At 54.2% G+C, this 16,974-nt stretch carries 14 protein-coding genes; 7 read left to right on the top strand and 7 right to left on the bottom strand.

Annotation, left to right across the window (positions count from 1 at the left end):
• The first annotated feature begins 12 nt into the window (after nucleotides 1-12).
• The gene (locus KIH39_RS16520; protein ID WP_213494324.1) at nucleotides 13-1,110 is read left to right on the top strand and encodes an N-acetylglucosamine-6-phosphate deacetylase; all 1,098 of its coding nucleotides are present in this window, start codon (nucleotides 13-15) and stop codon (nucleotides 1,108-1,110) included.
• On the opposite strand, the gene KIH39_RS16515 is transcribed toward KIH39_RS16520, so the two are convergent.
• Nucleotides 1,100-3,160: a tetratricopeptide repeat protein gene (locus KIH39_RS16515; protein ID WP_213494323.1), complete on the bottom strand. Its 2,061-nt coding sequence runs from the start codon at nucleotides 3,158-3,160 to the stop codon at nucleotides 1,100-1,102. The two genes, KIH39_RS16520 and KIH39_RS16515, sit on opposite strands and share 11 nt — an antisense overlap.
• Before the next feature lie 392 nt (nucleotides 3,161-3,552).
• Between KIH39_RS16515 and KIH39_RS16510 the strand changes: the two genes are divergently transcribed.
• The 3 genes from KIH39_RS16510 to KIH39_RS16500 all read left to right on the top strand — a co-directional run bounded on the left by KIH39_RS16510 (nucleotide 3,553) and on the right by KIH39_RS16500 (nucleotide 7,018).
• Nucleotides 3,553-5,088: a DUF2271 domain-containing protein gene (locus KIH39_RS16510; RefSeq protein ID WP_213494322.1), complete on the top strand. Its 1,536-nt coding sequence runs from the start codon at nucleotides 3,553-3,555 to the stop codon at nucleotides 5,086-5,088.
• On the top strand, nucleotides 5,085-5,669 hold the full coding sequence (locus KIH39_RS16505) for a PepSY-associated TM helix domain-containing protein (RefSeq protein WP_213494321.1): 585 nt from the start codon (nucleotides 5,085-5,087) through the stop codon (nucleotides 5,667-5,669). The genes KIH39_RS16510 and KIH39_RS16505 overlap by 4 nt, the downstream gene beginning before the upstream one ends.
• A gap of 83 nt (nucleotides 5,670-5,752) precedes the next feature.
• The gene (locus KIH39_RS16500; protein ID WP_213494320.1) at nucleotides 5,753-7,018 is read left to right on the top strand and encodes an LssY C-terminal domain-containing protein; all 1,266 of its coding nucleotides are present in this window, start codon (nucleotides 5,753-5,755) and stop codon (nucleotides 7,016-7,018) included.
• Nucleotides 7,019-7,030: 12 nt separating this feature from the next.
• Here KIH39_RS16500 and KIH39_RS16495 read toward each other — a convergent pair whose 3' ends face one another.
• Nucleotides 7,031-8,818: an ABC-F family ATP-binding cassette domain-containing protein gene (locus KIH39_RS16495; protein WP_213494319.1), complete on the bottom strand. Its 1,788-nt coding sequence runs from the start codon at nucleotides 8,816-8,818 to the stop codon at nucleotides 7,031-7,033.
• 344 nt (nucleotides 8,819-9,162) lie between these two features.
• Here KIH39_RS16495 and KIH39_RS16490 point away from each other — a divergent pair, with 344 nt between their 5' ends.
• From KIH39_RS16490 to KIH39_RS16480, 3 genes are all read left to right on the top strand, one after another.
• Nucleotides 9,163-9,480, top strand: coding sequence for a hypothetical protein (locus KIH39_RS16490; RefSeq protein ID WP_213494318.1), 318 nt, complete (start codon nucleotides 9,163-9,165; stop codon nucleotides 9,478-9,480).
• A 97-nt stretch (nucleotides 9,481-9,577) separates the two neighbouring features.
• The gene (locus KIH39_RS16485) at nucleotides 9,578-10,285 is read left to right on the top strand and encodes a carbonic anhydrase (RefSeq protein WP_213494317.1); all 708 of its coding nucleotides are present in this window, start codon (nucleotides 9,578-9,580) and stop codon (nucleotides 10,283-10,285) included.
• A gap of 49 nt (nucleotides 10,286-10,334) precedes the next feature.
• A complete protein-coding gene (locus KIH39_RS16480; RefSeq protein WP_213494316.1) occupies nucleotides 10,335-11,879 on the top strand; it encodes a SulP family inorganic anion transporter in 1,545 nt (514 codons plus the stop codon).
• A gap of 7 nt (nucleotides 11,880-11,886) precedes the next feature.
• Here the strand turns inward: KIH39_RS16480 and KIH39_RS16475 are convergent, their stop codons facing one another.
• From KIH39_RS16475 to KIH39_RS16455, 5 genes are all read right to left on the bottom strand, one after another.
• Nucleotides 11,887-12,816 carry a cation diffusion facilitator family transporter gene (locus KIH39_RS16475; protein WP_213494315.1) on the bottom strand — a complete coding sequence of 310 codons (930 nt, stop codon included), beginning with the start codon at nucleotides 12,814-12,816 and terminating at the stop codon, nucleotides 11,887-11,889.
• A 68-nt stretch (nucleotides 12,817-12,884) separates the two neighbouring features.
• Nucleotides 12,885-13,589 carry a GIN domain-containing protein gene (locus KIH39_RS16470; protein WP_213494314.1) on the bottom strand — a complete coding sequence of 235 codons (705 nt, stop codon included), beginning with the start codon at nucleotides 13,587-13,589 and terminating at the stop codon, nucleotides 12,885-12,887.
• Between the two features lie 99 nt (nucleotides 13,590-13,688).
• A complete protein-coding gene (locus KIH39_RS16465) occupies nucleotides 13,689-14,849 on the bottom strand; it encodes a cystathionine gamma-synthase (protein ID WP_213494313.1) in 1,161 nt (386 codons plus the stop codon).
• Between the two features lie 24 nt (nucleotides 14,850-14,873).
• Nucleotides 14,874-15,893 (bottom strand): LLM class flavin-dependent oxidoreductase, encoded by a 1,020-nt coding sequence (locus KIH39_RS16460; RefSeq protein ID WP_213494312.1) that lies wholly within the window; start codon nucleotides 15,891-15,893, stop codon nucleotides 14,874-14,876.
• 19 nt (nucleotides 15,894-15,912) lie between these two features.
• A complete protein-coding gene (locus KIH39_RS16455; protein ID WP_213494311.1) occupies nucleotides 15,913-16,941 on the bottom strand; it encodes an ATP-grasp domain-containing protein in 1,029 nt (342 codons plus the stop codon).
• Nucleotides 16,942-16,974: the final 33 nt, after the last annotated feature.

Here is a 16,974-nt window from a genome sequence, read left to right as displayed (position 1 = left end):
TGTAGAAAGCCAATGATCCGCTATCGTGGCCAGCATTTTCGGACCAGGCAACCGATCGACATCGTCTGTCGCGAGGGACGGATCGAGGCCATCGCACCGATCGATCCGAAGCTTACCGCCGATGTCACGGCGGAATTTCTCGCTCCCGGATTATTCGATATTCAGATCAATGGAGCGCTCGGCATCAGCTTCAATTCGCTGCAACTCGATGAAGATCGCATCCGTCGAGTCGTCCAAAAGTGTCAAAGTCATGGTATCTTTCGCTTTTGCCCAACTTTGATTACTGCGAGCCGCGCCGCCATCTCCCACGGTTTTGCCGTTCTGCATCGGGCCTGGGAAAGAGACCCGGTTCTGTCCCGGGCTCTTCCCGGCTTTCATCTGGAAGGCCCTTATATTTCGGGGGAAAACGGGCCGCGCGGTGCCCATCCGAAAGTCCATGTACGCGATCCGGATCGCGCGGAGTTTCAAAGTTGGCAGGAGGCGGCCGGCGGGCGAATTCGGCTGGTGACGCTTGCACCGGAACTGCCGGGCGCCATACCGTTTATCGAGTGGTTGATCCGACAGGGCGTCGTAGTCGCGATTGGTCATACAGCAGCCTCTCCCCAGCTCATTCGCGATGCCGTTTCTGCAGGTGCCCGATTGAGTACGCATTTGGGGAATGGCTCGCACGCGGAAGTTCCACGGCACGAGAACTACATCTGGGAGCAGTTAGCCTCCGATGAATTGATGGCCAGTGTGATAGCCGACGGGCATCACCTGCCAAGAGCGGTGCTCCAGAGTCTAATTCGTGCGAAAATGCCGGAAAGGATCGTCCTGACCTGCGATGCCAGCAGTTTGGCGGGGCTACCACCTGGAGAATATTCCGAATGGGGGTCGGTCTTTGAAGTACAAAAAGCGGGCCGGATTGTGGTTCCAGGCACTTCCTTCCTGGCCGGTTCGGGAATCTTTCTGAACGATTGCATAGTTCATCTGGTCAATGAGATCGGCATCGATTTAGGAACCGCGGTGGATATGGCCACGGCTCACCCGGCTCGTTTGCTAGGTTGCCCGATTCACACCCTGGAAGTCGGCCAACCGGCGGAGATTTGTCTTTTGAATCTCAGTTCGTAATTGCTCGGAGCCACATCCCGCGATAAGCCGTTTCCAGATCGCGCACGAATTGTTCCCAGTTGCAGGCGGCCGAGCTTTGCAGTTTCCCCCGAAGCACATCCCTGAGTATTTTCAACCGCGACGCATCGCGAGCCAACCGCACCGCAATTACCTTGTAATCCTCCGGCTTCCAAGTCACCAGATCGTTCAGATCCACCAGTCGAAGTAAGCTGAGGCCCAAGCGGGAGACGGCCGTTCGACCCGACAGGGTCACTACAGGAACACCCATGAGTAAGGCGTCTGCCGTCGTCAATCGTCCGTTGGCCGGAAACGTATCGAGTGAGATGTCGATGCTATTGAAGAACTCCCAGTAGTCCTTTTCTTCCAGTCTCGGCAGAAAGTCGATGCGGGCGGGATCGATTTCAAATTTGGTGAAAATTTGAACGTAGCGTTCCTTCGCGAATGCGTTTTTTCCCAGCACCATGCGGAGTCGTGCCGTCGGTTCTTCCTTCAGAATTGAGGCCCAGACATCCATCATTCCGGGCAGCACTCGCCGCGGGGTCTGCATCACCCCAAAGGTGATATAGCCGTTCTTAACGAACGGAGGGGAACTCAGTTTTGGTAAGGGCTCTGGCGGTTGATAGGCCCAGGAGACCTGAGGCAGTCGCCAGACTCTTTCCGAATGCAGTTTCTCGGTACTTCCCGGTGGATCCGCATAAGATTCGGAGATTCGATAGTCGATCGCCTTCATTCCGGTCGACAAGGGATAGCCGAAGAGCGAAGCCTGTACGGGAACCGTTTTCAGAGCGAAGAGGCCGAGACGATTCCCCGGATTATGGCCGCTCAGATCGACCAGGATGTCGATCTTCTCATTTTGAATCAGATGTTCCGCTTCGGCGTCGTTCAGCCCGACGATACTATGCAGGGCATCGCAAGACTTTCTTAGTGCGGCTATTACCGGTTCGGTTCGGGTGTTCGATAGAAGAATCACTTTCACCTGGTCCCGCTTATGCTGCCGGAACAAGGGCTCAAAAAATGCACGCACTTCCGCCAGCGAAACTTCACCGAGAACATAGCCGATATTCAGAATTCGTTCGGCCTGAGAGTCGGTCGGTTTCGGATTGACCGTCGGGTGAATCGGATTGGCAAACCGGGCCGCCCATTTCAAGTGTTCCTGAAAAAGCTCTTCGGGAGGCATGGCCACGGAGTTCAGTAAGCGAATAAGGGAACTATGCATGGCCGGGTTATGCGGGAAGTGTTCCAGGGATTTTTCCAGAGACCCCACGGCATGATCGAGATCGCCTGCTTCCTCGGCTACCGAACTTAAGTTGGCTAAGAATTCAGGATTGTTTGGCTGTAGCGTGATTGCCTGTCGCCAATCGCCGATGGCTTCCAGACATTTTCCCTGTTGCCAGAGTAAAATGGCCCGGGCGTTGAAGGCTTCCGCATAATTCGGCTTGAGTTTCAGAGCCGCTTCAATGGCCTGCTTGGCCGGTTCCAGCATATTGCGCTGGGCGAGCGCCAGCGCAAGGTTATGAAAACCGCGGGGATCGTTAGGCTGCAAGCGCGTATAACGCTGAAACCGGGAAATCGCCGCATCGAATTTGCCCGCCTGCAGCAGAGCCTGACCTAACAGATTGTGCACTTCCACAAATTGCGAATCGAGCCGCAGAGCATTTTCATAGCAGGGTATCGCTTCATTCCATCGACCCATCTGACCCAGAACCAGGCCGAGGTTATGGTAGGAACGGGCAAACTCCGAGTCGGCCACCAGAGACCGCCGATATAGCCCCTCGGCCTCCGACAATCTCCCAAGTTTTCGCACCAGATTGGCGAGATTGTAATAGCCATCCGGTCGATTCGGATCGGCCTTGATGGCATGTTGATAAGTTTGAATCGCGTCTTGAAGCTGGCCTCGATTCACGAAAATTGAGCCGAGGTTGCTCAGACTGGGGGCGTGATCGGGAATTTCCGACAGCACCTGACGATAAAGCTGGTCGGCCAGATCCAGCCGACCGTTGCGGTGAGCCATTACCGCCTGTTCAAAAACAGCCTGAAGAGCATCCGTCATACAGAATCGCTAATCACTATAAGTCTGAGGCATTCCGATTCAACCAGAACGGCTGGTCCTCTCTCTCGGAGTGAACCTATTTTAGGGTAATTGGCAACGCACGTCTCAAAACTCGGAGGCACTGTGGCTAATGGACGAGCCCTTTCGTAATCCGACGTTCTCATAAAGATTTAATTTATAATGGAGTGTATGATCCTGGAACACCGTTCGCATAGCCAGCATTCGAAGATGCTGCGGATTTCGAATTCCTGTTTTGGGGAAAAATCGGCCTGCTCCCACTCTCCCGGGGCAGGATTTAAAAAAAAATGGTTACTTGGGATCGTAGGATAATCGGGAATCCAAACTGGCTACGACTCGAATTTCCTATCTGAGCTTTACTTGGGAGAAATGTCATGCAGGAGATTACTCGGCGCGGCTTGATGCAAGCCGGCGCGGCTGGTCTCGCCAGCAGTCTGTTGCCCGGTTGGGTGTCAGGCCGCGAAAATGAAATCCCTGCCGAGGAATTCGCCTTCCATCATGACCATATCCTTGGTACTTCCTTCGATTTGATAATCCAGACAAATTCTTGCGAGATCGCGGAAGAGGCCGAAAGCCTCGCTTTGCGCGAAATCGATCGACTCCGAAAAGTCTTCAGTCTGCACGACCCCGAAAGCGAACTGTCACGCTTGAACCGGACCGAATCAGCGATGGCCGTTTCGGCCGACCTGCTGACCGTACTCCGACTTTATGAAAATTGGCAACCGGCCACTGGTTGGGCATTGAATGCCCAAGTGGATGTTTTGCGAGCGATTTGGAAGACCGCGGAAAACGAGGGCCGTCTACCCGAACCCGAGCCACTCCATTCCTTGGTCCGTGTGATGAGAAGTCCCGCCTGGAACATCGATTCGGCGAGTGGTCTGGTAACTCGAACGACTTCCCATACTCTCGACCTGAATGCGGCCGCCAAAGGTTACATCGTGCAGCGGGTGGGCGAGGTAATCAAATCCAATTTCCCAAACATCGCCAGCGGTTTAGTAAATCTGGGTGGCGACATGTTCGGTTGGGGCCGATCCTGGCCGATTGGCATTCAGAATCCCAAAACGCCCGAGGAAAATGCGATTCCACTAGCGGCGGTGCGGTTGAATAATTCCGCTGTTGCCACCAGCGGCGGCTATCAGCGTTATTTCGTGATCGACTCGCGGCGTTACTCTCACCTGATCGATCCGCGCACGGGCCAGTCGGCCGAATCGGTGTGCTCGGCTACGGTTACCGCCCGGGATAGTACCACCGCCAACCTCCTGGCTACCACCCTCTGCGTACTGGGTGTGGAAGAGGGACTTCGGCTCATCGAGTCGATTTCGGGTGTGGAATGTCTGCTGGTGAATGCCTCCGGAGAAGTATTCACCAGCAGCGGCCTGGAATTGCAGCCGATTCTGTCGGACGATGACAAGAAAAAATCCGACGACTCGAAAACCAAACCCAAATCGGAAGCTTGGCCCGAGGGTTACCAGGTTTCCATAAATCTGGAAATCCCCAAGATCGAAGGGGCCAAGAAATATCGTCGGCCTTATGTCGCCGTCTGGATCGAAACGGAAGAAGGCAAAGCAATTCGAACGCTAGCGGTGTGGGGCAATGCTCCGAAGTATCTGAAGGATCTCACCGATTGGTGGAAGATCGGTAAAGACGATAAGGATTTGATTAAAGCGGTGACTCGTGCAACGCGCGGGCCGGGTAAATACGATCTGGTGTGGGACGGCAAAGATGATAAGGGTAAGAAGCAGGGTCAGGGCACCTATCAGTTGAAGATCGAAGTTCATCGCGAGCATGGCAAGCACCTCCGGCAGACGACCAAATTGGAATGTCGGGCGGAAAAGTTCTCCGCCTCCCTGGAGAAAAACGACGAGACGGGCGACACCAGTGTGGAGTATGGACCTAAGAAGACATCATGACTCCTGCTTATCGTCGTTTACTGAAAGTTTCACGGCTGATGCACGTCTACTTGACCCTCTTTGGGCTGGTGACGATCCTCTTTTTCGCCGCGACCGGCTTCATGCTCAATCATGAAGACTGGTTTCTGCCCTCGGAGCCGCGCGTTCGAACTATGGAAGGGAAACTGGATGCGGCCACCCTGCACTCGGTCGATAAGTTTATCGTTTCCGAAAACTTGCGGCGCGTTTTTGGTATCGCCGGTTTCGTGAACACTTTCCGGGACGATGAGAATTCCATTGAAGTCGAATTCATCCGGCCCAGCGAACGCACTGTCGCCGAAATCAATCGGGAAACGGGTGAAACGCAAATCACTTTCGAAAGTCGAGGCTGGGCCGGGTTGATTACCGATTTGCACAAGGGAAAATCGGCCGGTTCGGTCTGGGGATGGGTGATCGACATCGTCTGCATTTTGTTGGTGATCATCTGCACCACCGGCTTGGTGCTCTGGTCTTCTCTGAAGTCCCGCGGCAAATGGGGGACAGTCGCCATGCTCCTGGGTCTGGGAAGCGTGATCGCGGTTTTCTACTGGGCAGTTCCCTGATCCTTCCCGATTTCTTCGATACAAATCGGTGGGGATCGGTAACCTAAAAAAGATCCATCCCATCCGATTATTGAGTATTGCGAATGATCTCGCTATTCCGCTTGAATTACACTCCCCAGCCGAGCGAACAACCTTACCTGTCGCGAATCCAAAATCAATCCGATGAACATGCCGAAATCAGCATTGCGATTCTGACCTCCCTAGAGGCCAAGCAGATACTCGGCGTACCTCTCGCTAATCGCGGCCTGCAAGCGATCTGGGTCCGGGTGAAAAATAAATCGGAGAATGGCACCCGTCTGTTGATGACCAAGATCGCACGGGACTATTTCACCGCGCGGGAGGCTGCCGGGGTCTGTCACTTCTCCATACTCAAACGGCTCCTGGCCTTCGGCTTTGCCGGTTGGTTTTTACTTCCCTTGGTCATACTGGCTCTGCCGTTCAAGCTTTATGCGGTGCGCCGAGCGAACGAGAAGATGAACGCCTGCTTCCAGCAGCTCAGTTTTCCGCTGAAAAATATCGCCCCGGGAACGACCTCGGAAGGAATCGTTTTTGCACCACGAGATTTCGGGACCAAGGTGGTCGATGTCGCTCTCGTGATGAATATGGATGTCAAAGAATATCGCTTTTCCGTCGATCTGGTGGGACCGAAAGTCGATCATCAGCTGACGCTGGCCCCGACCGCAGCGTCTGAGGAAAAGCAGGACCTCGATCTCGCGACGCTACTGCATAAATTGCGCGGTTTACCCGCCACGACGACCAATGCTTTAGGGGGACGAACCGGCGACCCGGTGAATCTGGCGGTGATCGGTCAGTTCGCTACTCTGATCGGTGTCTTTGCGCCGCGCTGGGATCAAACGGAAATCATCACCCTCGGTTCCTGCTGGCGAACGTTCAAGTCATTTCTCACCGGTGCGGAGTATCGCTACAGTCCGGTGAGTGCTCTTTATTTGTTCTCCCGACCCCAGGATTTCGCACTGCAAAGGGTGCGAGATTCGATCAACGAGCGAATACATTTGCGACTTTGGAGCACTTCCTGGCTTTTTCAGGGTCAGCCGGTTTGGGTGGGGCAGATCAGCCGGGATATCGGAGTCCGCTTCACCTGGAAAACCTGGAATTTAACGACCCATCGCATCGATTCGGATGTCGATGAAGCCCGGGATTATGTGATGGAAGATTTGTTCGAATCGGGTCGTTTATTGGGAGGCGGCTACCTGCCCGGAGTCGGGGCTTGCACGCGGGAGAATCCCCGTCACAATTTAACGGGCGATCCCTACTTCACCGATGGAAATCGCGCCGTTCTAATGGTCTCCGAGGAGAAGACCCTGCCGAAGATCTTTCAATGGGCCTAAAAGAATAACGGCTTATTCATATTCCTGAATTTCCTCGTTCAATTCGCACCAGCGCTCCTCCGCATCCGACAACGGCTGGGTAATGGCATTGATTTCGTTGTGCAAACGCATGGCTTCGGCCGAATTACTGGTATTCATCAGCTGAGCGTTCAGTTCTTTCTTCTGACTATCCAATTCTGCAATCTTTTTCTCGATCGACTTCAGTTCCTTGCGAATCTCCTTCTCGCTGCGGTGCGGTTTCTGCACCGCCACTCGAGTTTTGATGACATCGGGCGGGAGCTTGGCCTTCTGGTTCGCCAATTCCCGCTCTCCCGCTGCGATCTCTTCGTTCACTTTTTCGACATAGTTATGATATTTGCCGCTGTAATTCACCACCCGACCGTCGCGAACTTCAACGATGCAGGTTGCCACTTTACCGGTAAAATGCCGATCGTGGCTGGTGAAGATGACCGTTCCCTCATAATCCAGCAGAGCGTCCACCAGCGCATCAATCGTATCGACATCCAAGTGGTTACCCGGTTCGTCGAGAATCAAAATGTTGTAGTCGCTGAGCAAAAGCCCCGCGAGACACAAGCGGGCTCTTTCGCCCCCGGACAGCACAGAAATAGGTTTTTCCACCTGCTTCTTTTTGAAGAGCAGCGACCCCGCCACTTCGAGGATTTCCTGCTCTTTCTTTCCATAGGCCGCCTGACTGCGCAAATATTCGATCACCGTCTGCTTTTCAGGAAGCGTGGTGTAAACATGCTGGGCGTAGACCCCGATCTTGCAACCGAACCCCCAACGAACTTCTCCCGAGACGGGCTTCAGAGAATCGACGAGAGTTCGCAGAAAAGTCGTTTTTCCCTGACCGTTGTCGCCGACGATCGCGGCCCGCGTACCATGGTCGAGTTCCAGCTGAATGTCAGTAGCAATCGTCCGTTCGGGATACCCGATCGCCAGATCCCGGCAACGGAGTGCCGGGCCTTTACGCGGCTCGACGCGCGGTGGCCGAATCCGCGCGGTCGGTTCATCGCCGAGGACTTCCATCAGTTCGAGTTTCTCCAAGGCTTTGCTCTTGGATTGGGCCAGGGCGGCCGTCGCGGCCCGCGCTCGGTTGCGGGCAATAAATTCTTCGAGTTGCTTCCGTTTGGTCGCGATCGCGGCGTTCGTTTTTTCCTCGTGCTCGCGCCGTTCTTTCTGAAATTCCAGGAAGGCTTCCACTTTGCCCGGAAAGGAGGTAAGCTTCCCGCGGCTGAGGTTCAGCGTGTGGGTACATGTCGTCTCGAGGAAGGCACGGTCGTGGGAGACGATTAGGCAACCACCCCGGTAATTGATCAAAAAGTGTTCAAGCAGAATCTGGGTGCGCAAGTCGAGGAAGTTTGTCGGTTCGTCGAGGATCAGGAGCGTGGGTTCGTGCAACAGTAGCGCAGCGAGTTTCACGCGCGTCTGCCAACCCCCGGAGAGTTTAGCCACAGGACCTTCGAGGTAGGCCCCCTTCAATTCGAACTGCCCGGCCACTTCCCCGCATTTCCAGTTCGGCTGGCCGCTGTCGCGCATAAGAAAGTCGATGACGGTCTCGTTGGGGAGGAACGGGTCGTGCTGCCGAAGATAGCCGAGCTTCAGGTTCGGATGCCGGGCGATTTCGCCCTGATCCAATTCTTCCTCACCCAGAAGAATGCGCAGCAGGGTACTCTTACCGGCCCCGTTGCGTCCGATAAACCCGACTTTGACATTATCCGTGATGGTGGCTTCGGCCCCATCGAGCAGCACTTGTTCCCCATAGTGCTTATAAGCTTTTTTGATTTGAAAGAGAACGGCCATCGACTCAAGTCACCTCATAACGGGTCGTAATCGTATCAGAAGAAGGGTAAGGCACTCGGAGAGTGCATTGGAAAATCGAAAGTGCATCGCCCGGCCCGACCAGATGGCCGAGTTCGTTCCCTTCAGTTGCAACTTCCTGTCAGCTCTTGAGTCGTTTAACTGGAGAGAAAGAGCCGAAGTGTCCTATGTTATGGCTCGGGACCACTTAGTGGAACCCAAGGCTCCTGAATTCATCGAGGCTTAATAGGAATTCTCAATTATGTACTGGTAAAGCCTAATGAAAATCAAAGCGATTCGTTGTAAAATTTAGTTAATAAATCAGCTGGGGCAGCCGAACTACTAGTGTGAACACTTTGCTGAACCGAAACCTGATACTGCTCTTAATACTCGTTGGATGGGTGACCGCACCCATCTGGGATATCACCTGCTGCGCTTTCACCAATTCCATTTCCCGCTATAGCGAGGATGATGATGATAAGGTGGATTCGCAGAAACAAAGCCTGCACTCCTGGATTCGGCAGTCTCCCGGCAAAATTCCACCTCGCAAGCGATTCTTCGAAAGACCGAAAGATTACTCTTCCCCCGCTTTGCCCCAGTTCGTTGCATTCCCCAGTAGTCTCCTTCGTCGATCGATTGGCGCGCCCATTCCACTACGCTGTTAAAGCTCTTTCCATCTGCTCTCCTGATCAATCTTCGTAGGCATCTGCTTCCGAGCGGCTGCCAGACTGCACATTATTGGAATTCGTAGAGAGTGAAGTCATGGAAAATGTTCTGCGCGGTATTCTGTCGTTCAAAAAAAATCGCCGGTACCAGAAGGAAGAATTGTTTCGGAAGCTCAGCAAGGGTCAAACGCCCACGGTGATGCTGATTACCTGTTCGGATTCTCGCATTCAGCCCGATATTATCACGCGTACCGAACCGGGTGAAATCTTCGTGGTTCGCAACATGGGCAACCTCATTCCCGCGAAACACGAATCCGAGCCGGGTGCGGAGTCGGCGGCGATAGACTATGCCATCAACGTCTTGAATATCCGCGATATCGTCATTTGCGGACATACGAAGTGTGGGGCCGTGCACGGTCTGTTGCATCCCCAAACGATCGATTCGATGCCGGCGATTAAAAATTGGCTCGACCGCGCGGGAACCTCCGCGCGGACCCGCATCGAAGCGCTGCACCAGAATCCGGAGGATCCCAACCTCTGGAGGCAGGCCGTGGATCTGAATGTCCTCGCGCAATTGGAAAATCTCCGGTCCCACGACAGCGTTCAGGAGGCATTGCGACGGGAAATCCTGAATATTCACGGCTGGGTTTACGAAATTGAGACGGGGGAGATTCAGGCCTACGAACCCCATCTGGATCGATTTCTGCCACTGGAGCAATCGCGAGTCGCGACGTCGATATTGGGTGCAAATAATCAATTGGATTTAATCCTGCCCGATTTGGAAACCGTAGAATCAATCTCATGATCCGAGAGTTACGACTCGCACGTTCCGGATCAATTTAAAAAGGGATTGAATGGACTCGCAAAACCAAATCTCTCCCCCGGTTCTTGCCTTCAAGAGTGACCTGCCGGCATCGGTGGTCGTCTTTTTGGTGGCGTTGCCACTGTGCCTGGGAGTGGCTTTAGCCTGTGAAATGCCGCCGGCTGCCGGTTTGATCACCGGAATAGTCGGCGGCATCATCGTCGGCTGCTTTTCCGGTAGTCCACTCCAGGTTTCCGGGCCCGCCGCCGGTCTGACCACGGTCGTTGTCGGTGTCGTCTTGAATAAAGATCTGGGCCCGGCCGCTCTGAGCGTTATCATCATTCTTGCAGGTTTCATTCAGATCCTGGCGGCCTTCGCTAGTTGGGGGCGCTGGTTTCGGGCCGTCTCCCCCGCCGTCATTCACGGCATGCTGGCGGGAATCGGGACACTCATCGTTCTGGGCCAGATTCATGCCATGTTCGATGTGAAAGCCAAATCGACCGGACTGGACAATCTGCTGATGTTGCCGGAGTCGTTTCAGAAAGCCTTTTCGTTTGACTCGGAAAACAGCCATACCGCCGCGGCCATTATTGGTATGGCGACCATAGTCGCGTTGTTCGCCTGGAAAAGCCTGGCCCCCGGGAAATTGCAATTTTTACCCGCTCCCCTGGCGGCGTTAATTGTTGGAACTCTGCTGGCTAACTTACTTCCCTTCGCGACGAAGGTGCAAAAAATCGAAGTTCCGCAGAACCTCTTCAAAGCGGTGATCCTGCCCGATTCCGCCTCGCTCCCTTTCCTTTACCAGAAAGTGACTTGGATTTCAGCACTGACCGTAGCTTTGATAGCCAGCGCGGAGACGCTGCTTTGCGCCGGCGCTGTGGACAAGATGCATTCCGGGCCACGGACCAATTACAACAAGGAATTAGCGGCGCAGGGAATTGGGAATTCGATCTGCGGATTTCTGGGAGCCCTCCCGATGACCGGGGTGATCGTTCGCAGCGCCGCAAATGTCCAGGCCGGAGCGCGTACCCGATGTTCGGCGATTTTTCACGGTGTCTGGCTACTGGGGCTAGCGGTTTGCTTTCCCAATTTGTTGAACCTAATTCCCAAATGTTCGCTGGCGGCGGTGCTCGTAGTAACCGGTTTCAAACTGGTGGATCTCGACCAGATCTGGGAATTGCGAATTTTTGGCCGGGCTCAGGTGGTCATCTATTTCGTTACTGCCTTAACAATCGTCTTCTCGGATCTTCTGGTCGGGGTTATCCTGGGGCTGGTGCTGTCGATGCTGCATCTGCTTCACCAGTTCGCGAGCCTGCGCGTTGAGAAAACTCTCATGGAAGGAAATGAATTTCGAATCATTCTCGACGGAGCCGCTACCTTCCTTTCCCTGCCCAAACTCGCGGCCACACTCGAAAATCTTCCCTTGCAAACCACTTCGTTGCAAGTCGATCTGCAAAACGTCAGTTTCATCGATCATGCTTGTATTGAGCTTCTGAATAGCTGGCGATCTCAAAATGAATCGGCCGGCCGGAAAGTGACTTTCGAATGGGGTGAGAGTCGACCCAAGTATAACCTGGGATCGGAACACGAGCTGTAATGGCTCGCTAGAAAATTTCGTCTTCCTGCCGGTGATCGGGATGCCCCGGCGGATGATCCAGCTCATGGTCGGCTGGTTCGAGATGGGTGGTGATTCGTACCGTACGACCCGGGAAGAGCACTCGAATCTCATCCTCAAGTTTCGTTACGGCGTGGTGAGCGGCACGGAGTGTTTGATCGCTTGCCATCAGCAGGTGCACTTCAATCCAGAGATCTGTATCGACAATTCGATGACGAAGCTGATGCCAATCGACCAGGACGTTATCTTTCACCGCTTTTCGCAAGATATCTCGAATTCTCTCCGTCTGCTGAGGATCAGCCCGTTCCATTAAACCGTCATACGCTCGCCGCATTAGGGACCACGCCATCACCAGAACGTTGATTCCTATCAGAATTCCGACTAAAGGGTCGAGCCAGGTTAAACCGGTGGCCCAGACCAGGAAAATGCCTAGCACCACGCCAGAACTCGTGATCATATCGGAGATTGCGTGTTGGCCGTTGGCGAGCAGGACGAGCGAATTTTCACGGCGACCAATGCGGATGAGATAAAGTCCGAGAAGCAGATTCACCAGGGCCAGAATGACAATGATTGTCAAACCTGTGCTGAGGTTACCCAATTCCTGACCGAAAATCCAGGCGCGGATGCTACTGGTAAAAATGCTCAGGGAGGCAACCAGAATGAAGGCCCCCTCCAACCCGGCGGAGAAATAAGCGATCTTCCCATGACCATAAGGATGGTCGCGATCCGCGGGCAGTCGCGAGTACCATAAACTGAAGGCGGCCACGGATGTGGCCCCAATGTGAATGATCGATTCGAGGGCATCGGAAAGAATCGCCACGCTACCCGTCAAATAGGCGGCGAAGACCTTGCCGATGAGCATTAAGCCTGCAATCAGAAGGCTCGCGCTCATGGCCCGTTTACGGTAGTCGATTGGCATAGATAGGGATTATAGGATCGAAATGCGGGCCTTGCCTAAGTAACCCTATTTTGTCCAACCAACTCCGGCTAATTGTCAATCGAGCCAGCAGACTGGATATCTTTTTTCACGCTTTCCGGCGAGCCGTGGTAACGAACTTTACTGGCCGAGTGCGCGGAAGCTTCCAGACTCGTCTTGGGGCTCACTTCCATGGAACTGGCCTCTTTACTAATCGCTTTCACGCTGACCGCTTCGAGTTCGAAAGCGTGGAGCTTACTAGCACTCTGGCAATTGGCTACGAGTTCAAGTGCTTTGCCTTTAAGCGTTCCGGTCGAGGCACTATCTCCGGAATAAGTTATCTTGTCGGCTGTGCCCGACCAACTTCCCTGGCTGGCTTCGGAGAGGCGCATCACGAATTCTTTCGCGGTGGCGTTTTCAATTTTCACCTCGCTGGCGGAGCCGGCTTCAACCTTTTGCAGATCTTTCACCGTAATTTTGACTTTGATCTTCTGAGAGGTACTGTAAGAATCCGTTGCGCTAATTTGGAGTTGCTTACCATTGACCGAGGTCGATAACAGCGGCAGCAGATTTTCATCAGCGGTGATTTCCAGAGTGGGTTTTTCCCCTTCGACCACTTCGACGAGACAAGGGGTATCCACTTTAAGTTCGGTGAAGCTGCTGATATCCCGCTTTTCCGTCTTGCTCACCCCGTTACCCACAACGCCGACGATCAAGCGACCGCACCCGCTGGCGAAAATCGAGGCGATAAGCACGGAGGTCAAAAGAATACGCATCAGGGAGGTCCTCTGGGGAATATCCGATTCGAGTTTATTCGCTCTAACGATTGAGATATTGAGCTAATTTTTTAAATTTATCCCGGCATCGGAACACTACTAGCTCTCCAGCGCATACCGCAAATCTTCCTTCAAATCCGCTACATCCTCGATTCCCACACTCAATCGTATCAGGGCATCATCCACGCCCCGAGCTTCCCGTATTTCCCGAGGAATGCTGGCGTGCGTCATCTTCGCCGGATGATTGACGAGCGATTCCACGCCTCCGAGGCTCTCCGCCAGGCTGAAGAGGTGCGTTCGCGTGAGAAAATTATGAGCTGCGGTCGCGCCCCCTTTGAGACGAAGCGAAATCATACCTCCGAAATCACGCATCTGTTTTCGAGCCACCTCGAAACCGGGATGACTCTTGAGTCCGGGAAAATAAACCTTCTCAACGGAGGGATGTTTCGTCAACCAGTCCGCCAACTCGCGAGCATTCTGGCAATGCCGGTCCATACGTACAGCGAGTGTCTTCATGCCGCGAAGAGTCAGGTAGGAATCGAACGGACCGGGCACTCCGCCGGCAGCGTTCTGGTAAAATTTGATTGGCTGAACTAGATCTTCCCGCGTGACGATTGCTCCCCCCACCACATCGGAGTGACCGCCGAGATATTTCGTCGTGCTGTGGACGACGATATCGGCTCCCAACTTGATCGGCTGTTGCAAATAGGGGGAAGCGAAGGTGTTGTCCACGACCAGCAGGGCGCCGTTTTTATGGGCCAACTCGGCTAGAGATTCGATATCCAGGATTTGCAACAACGGATTGGTGGGCGTTTCGATCCAGACCAACTTCGTCTTCGGTGTAATGATCTTGGCGAAGCCTTCCGCGGAGGCATCATCGGTATAGTGGGCGGAAATCCCCCAGGGTTTGAAAACTCGCTCCAGTAGTCGGAAGGTCCCTCCGTAGAGGTCGGCCGCCGCGACCACTTCATCGCCCGGTTTCAAACAGGCCGCCAGTACCGCATTAGTGGCCGCCAGACCGGAGGCAAATGCGAGTCCTCGTTCGCCGGATTCCAGGGCCGCCAGACAGGTTTCAAGTGCCGTTCGCGTGGGATTGCCACTCCGGGAGTACTCGTATCCTTTATGCTCACCGGGGGCCGCTTGCGTATAAGTTGAAGTGGCGTAGATCGGCACCACGGTGGCTCCCGTGGCCGGATCGGCCGGTTGCCCGGCGTGAATCGCCTTAGTCGAAAATCCTTGTTCGAGGTTTTCCCGGCTCATTTGAATCCCTTCTTCGTCAATTCGTTAATGAATTACCGAATCCGCGAATCGTTCCATTTCTTCGAGTTGCGGACTGCATTGGAGCAATAGCAGATTCACTCCCGCCGCTTCGAACCGACCAATTTGATCCTTCACCTGCTGCGGCGTACCCACCAGACCCGCTCTCAAACCGCGATTGGAAACGGAGTAGTCTTCCAGCGAAACCTTTTGTTCCAGTTGCGTGCCGGATAACCACTGCTGATAGTTATCGTAGCCGGCCGCCGACTGCTTCACATCCGTGATTCGAGCTAATTCTTTCTTTGCGTCCGCTTCGGTATCGCGAACGATGGAGTAGCCGGCCACCCCGTAAATCATGAGGCCCAGCCCCAACTTTTCGCGGCGCTGATTCATGTCTGCGATCTTCAGCTGAATGCGCTCCGGCGGATCACCATGCATGACATACGCATCGCAAGTACGAGCGATGAGATTCTTGGCCGCTTCCGATTCTCCACCGGCGTAAATCGTCGGACGGGGTTTGGTGAGCGGCTTGGGTTGCAGCACGGAATCCTGAATCTTGTAATACTTCCCGGAGAAATTGAAGTCGTCGCGCTGCCAGAGGGTGTCCAGAACTTTCAGCCACTCTTCCGTGCGGGCATAACGATCGTCGTGCTCTTCGAAGCCCACGCCATATTTGAGGGCTTCATCTTTCCACCAGGAGGAAACGACATTTAGGGAGAGACGCCCCCCGCCGCCGATGTGGTCGATGTTCGCCGCCTGCTTAGCCAGAAGGGCCGGGTTATGAAAGGTCGGTCGCACGGCGACCATATATTCAAGTCGCTCCGTAACGGCGGTCAGCGCCGCCGCAGTCGACCAGGCATCCAGCGACGGCTCGCGAATTCCTTTAATATCGTTCAGATTCAACTCGGCCACGAGGCTGAGATCGAAGCCGATCTGTTCGCTGCGTTGGGCGAGCTTTTTGGTATACTCCCAGGTCGCAGACATCTTCTCGTCATCGACGTTGCGTAGCCAACCACCGAATACCGGCATCCAATAACCATATCGCATGGTGAAATTTCCCGTTTTTTTACAGTGCAGCGTCCCAGCAGGCGAAATCGGAATCGACCGCAGAATGCTTCTTGAGCCGTGTCGGGATATAGCCGCGCTGGGCGACATCCTGAAGAAAATCGACTAATCGGGCAAACGGATCGAAGCCGACGACATTCTTGGCATCGGCCACGAAATTCGAGAGAGCGTTAATGTCATAATAGACCAGCCGGCCATCGCGATCATCGACCATATACTCAATGCCGCCGATGTCGATCTGGGCATTCTCCATGATCTCTTCGCAGGCTTCGATCACCGAAATCGGCGGAGTATAAGATTCGACCTTCAATCCGGTTTTCGGGGCATCCACCGGGCAGGCCGAACGCTCAAGGGCCATGCCATCACTGCGTTGGCAAATATCCGCCGGGCAGAGATTGAAAGATTCGCCGGTTGTAAAGACCTTGATGGCGTACATATACCGGGCGCCGAGTAGTTCGACCCGGACGATATGGCCGCCACGGGCCGGGATGTACTCTTGAACCAGCGCCGTGTGATCGACGCCAAAGTCAAGACGATTTTCCTCGGCCGCGCGAGCAAGATCTTCGAGTTGGTCGAACCGGACGATCCCGGCTCCACTGCCGCCGATGTTCGCTTTGACGACCACTGGGAAGCGCAAATTTTTTGCGGCTTCCACCGCTCTGGACGGATGATTAATGACGATGGCTCTCGGATAGGGCAGCCCCAGCGATTCGAGCAGATCCAACTGGCGGGCCTTGGAAGTTTCCACGGTGAAAGCTTGCAGGCCATTGATTACCGGAACATGCAGCCGTTCGAGATGGGCGAGATAGCTCAAGGTAAAAAACATCCCCTGCACGCCATCGCGGAGATAAGCGGAGGGGCTCATCCGGTTGAAAACTAGAGAATATGGGGAACTGATTTCTGCGGGATTGTAGAGATGGGCTCGCGGATCCAAACGAACATAGGATTGCTCCCGTCGATCCAGTTCCGCGAATAAGGGGCGGAACCAGTCAGGATGTTCGTGATAGATCGCCATCGGTCGCTTCGGCATAGTTCACTCCGCAGATCCGCAAATTCCATTGTT

It is taken from the genome of Telmatocola sphagniphila (assembly GCF_018398935.1).
Classification (GTDB): Bacteria; Planctomycetota; Planctomycetia; order Gemmatales; family Gemmataceae; genus Telmatocola; species Telmatocola sphagniphila.
This window is presented reverse-complemented; position numbering and strand designations above follow the sequence as displayed.